The 3108-nt window shown below is 38.9% G+C and carries 4 protein-coding genes; all 4 read right to left on the bottom strand.

All coding sequences use genetic code 11. The features are described from left to right. Nucleotides 1–65: 65 nt before the first annotated feature. Nucleotides 66–431 carry a hypothetical protein gene (locus CXF78_RS18330; protein ID WP_011637806.1) on the bottom strand — a complete coding sequence of 122 codons (366 nt, stop codon included), beginning with the start codon at nt 429–431 and terminating at the stop codon, nt 66–68. Nucleotides 432–508: 77 nt separating this feature from the next. Next, nucleotides 509–865 carry a hypothetical protein gene (locus CXF78_RS18325; protein ID WP_011637807.1) on the bottom strand — a complete coding sequence of 119 codons (357 nt, stop codon included), beginning with the start codon at nt 863–865 and terminating at the stop codon, nt 509–511. Nucleotides 866–1007: 142 nt separating this feature from the next. Beyond that, the gene (locus CXF78_RS18320) at nt 1008–1367 is read right to left on the bottom strand and encodes a hypothetical protein (RefSeq protein WP_011637808.1); all 360 of its coding nucleotides are present in this window, start codon (nt 1365–1367) and stop codon (nt 1008–1010) included. Beyond that, a partial coding sequence (locus tag CXF78_RS18315) for a glycohydrolase toxin TNT-related protein (protein WP_180957214.1) occupies nt 1368–3108 on the bottom strand: 1741 nt, incomplete at its 5' end.

The following is a 3108-nucleotide window of genomic DNA, read 5'->3' as shown; positions in this document are numbered from 1 at the left end:
AAGTCTCACTGGCGAGCAGGAATTAAGACGCTACAATCGTTAATCAAGGATCCACAAGCATGCTATTAAATTCGTGGGGATCCCTCAGAATCAGATAACATTTGAATATCAATAGATGCTATCGGTAATTTATAGGTAACCTTACTTAAAGTCGTTAATAGCTTCTCATTCATTTTTCGATGAGTTCGACCATTAGCGTCAATTTTGCCGTCTGGACGTACCATATTAAGTACTTTGCTTTGAAATAACTTAATCGCTACAACAGTTTTAGAGCTTTCAGGCCTAGAGCCTAAACGGCCATCAACAATTAATGATTTTGTAGGAGGAATGAATTTGAGTAATTTATTTAAAGCCGTTTGTACTACTTTTACATCGTTTAAATTGTTAGCACCACCCAGTCCGACAGCTTGAGTTATTTTTATTGATGACATCGTATTATCCTTGTCATAGTTGATTTTAATAAATAAGATCTGTAATTCTTTAATTTTCGGGAACTGATTTTTACAATTTAGCGATATAATTCCATTTCCATCAAGTATTCCCCGTATGCTCTCATTGTCAAAAACTGCTTACCTGCCAAATAATAATCTCTTTCAATTTCATTAATCGCATCTTTTATCTCTTCTGGTGAAGACGCTTTTTCATAGCGGTAGCTCCAGTATTTCTTAAGCTCGCTTAAGTCAAAGAATTCATTACCACTTAAAGGGGCCTCAGCTTTGTTTCGTTGGAACTGATCTTCTTCTTCACGAAACGCTCTTTCAAGAGTTTCTTTACCTCGTTTATTTTTATCTAATTGTTCTTGAGAAAATTTAATCTCAGCTGATTCAGTTATTGTCTGAATTCGGGCATTACAATATAAATGCATTTTTATCTCAAGTCCTTCAACTTTTTCGGCATCTATGTATTCCTATAGGGCTTATGCTTAATTAAGCTGAAAACGCCTTGTGGTGTAATAACAATCACTTGAGATCAGCAAAACGATTGAAATTGATAAAAAACTGTCGCACTCAATCCGCAGAACTAGACTCAATAATTACTGTCTTAATATAAACACTAAAACGTTGAGGCTGAACCTCTTTAGCACCTATGATGATATGAATCATCATATGGCATACTTTACATTTAGTACTGATAGCATAAGCAGGTACACCCACTTTAACTTCAACACCATATTGAGTTTCTTTTAACAGATTCGAAGCCTTAGTAAAATCAAGTAACTTTCCTTTAATGCTTTGAATTTCATTAAAAGAAAAAAAAACATCACCCTTACACTTTGGACATTTCACATGGAACTTCGTTTCTAATAGTTCATTTTCACTCCCCAAAAAAATAGAGCGCAGCCTGCTACCAGAATATGTATATATCATTTATAAATCATCCTTATTGTTAGATGGCCGTTTTTCCTTAATTTTTCCCTTATCTTTCAAATTTTCAATTGAACTTGGTAACTCATATTGTGTACCCCCTCCAGGCTGACCAAACCAAGGAATAGCAGGACCAGAATTTACTTTTAGCGGTTCAATAACTTCATAAGCATTATAGTCTTTATTTTTTGTCGAAGAAGGTAAAGCCCTACTAGTAAATGAGTTACCTTCAGGAGAAACGAATGTACCATAATCGCGAAATTCACCATTTGAATCTAAAAAACCACCGAACCGATCAATTTTGCTCCCAATATTTAAATCTACAGTTTCTATACTCACAAAGCCTCTGTTTGGGGGCCAAGAACCTGGCCCAAGTAAATCCTCTAGCTCAGGCCAATTTTGCGCTTTCCAAAATTTATAACCTTGGGAAGCCTGCGTAACAGATGAAAAGATCCCTTTAGAGTTTTTTTGGAACGTATTCCAACCATTTTCTTTACAACTCAGCCCAAACGGATCCACCCAGTTCACATGGTTAGGCGCATATTGATAATGGTTTATCCCGCCCACTAATCCTATCGGGTCTTGATGTATAAATCTAGCTTGCCCAGGGCTGTAGTACCTAAAGCGGTTGTAGTGTAACCCTGATTCGTCATCAAAGTATTGCCCTTGAAAACGGATTGGGTTAGTTATCTTGTCTTGCTTGGCTGCATCTTTAAAATCTGTATATTCAATATCTGTATTTTTAATAGATGTACTTTCAATTGTCTGGCCGAACACGTCTTGTTGGCTGCGCCAGACGATTTGAACGTTTTCATCGGTTAAGCAAATGGGTGTGCCGAGTTGGTCTAGGTGATAATAATATACTTGCCCTGCTTTAATGAGTGCTACAGGTGTAAAAGTATCAGGCTGATAAATATACCAGGTGTATTCACCTAAAGTGCATTCGCCAATAAGCTGATGATTGTCCCAAATGAAGTCGGTGCGACCGAGTTCGGTGATTTTTGCACTGCGACGGCCTAGGGCATCATATTCGTATTGCGTCAGCTTGCCATTAACGTTGATTTGCACCAGTTGGTTTAAGCCATTAAAACTACGCTGTTGTTTATCGCCCGTACCCACTTGGCTGATTTGGTTGCCACTGGCGTCGTAACGGTAATCGACCCCAGCCATGCTCATTAAGCGGTCGTTGTTAACCACCACATCATTAAGGTTTTTATTGGGCCTTGCTGTGTCGGATGACAAAGCCGATGACGCTGGCTGTTGAATGTGTTCTGCACGCTCTAAGTCAGCTGTTGAGCTGATAATACTGGCATCAGCACTGTTATTGTCAACACGAAGAGAATGAGTAGGATTACCAAATCCATCCCATTGGTATTGTTGCTGAACACTGGTTTTGTTGCCAGTAGGGTTATCCGTTACACGAGTATAACTGTCACTGACTAGTTGGCTGATGTTGTTATAGCGAAATTGCTTAACATCGGGCGCGCTTTTGGTTTCAGGCCCTTGGGAGGTTTGAACCTCACTAGTTGCGCCCTGCTCTGCAATGTTGCTATCACAACGAAGTAATTGATGTTGTTTATCGTATTGATAACGTCTTGATACAAACAGAACTGACTCTGATGAGGAAAGCTCTTCTAATATAAGCTCTGATGCTGCGTTATCTGAGCGAGCATGTCGCCATGCCTGCTCAATTAATCTTGAATGGCTGTCATAAGCATGAGTGAGTTCAAGCTGATTACCCTGT

This window comes from Shewanella sp. 11B5 (genome assembly GCF_002836795.1).
GTDB lineage: Bacteria > Pseudomonadota > Gammaproteobacteria > Enterobacterales > Shewanellaceae > Shewanella > Shewanella frigidimarina.
The sequence above is the reverse complement of the archived record's forward strand: the minus strand, read 5'-3'. Positions and strand labels throughout refer to the sequence as shown.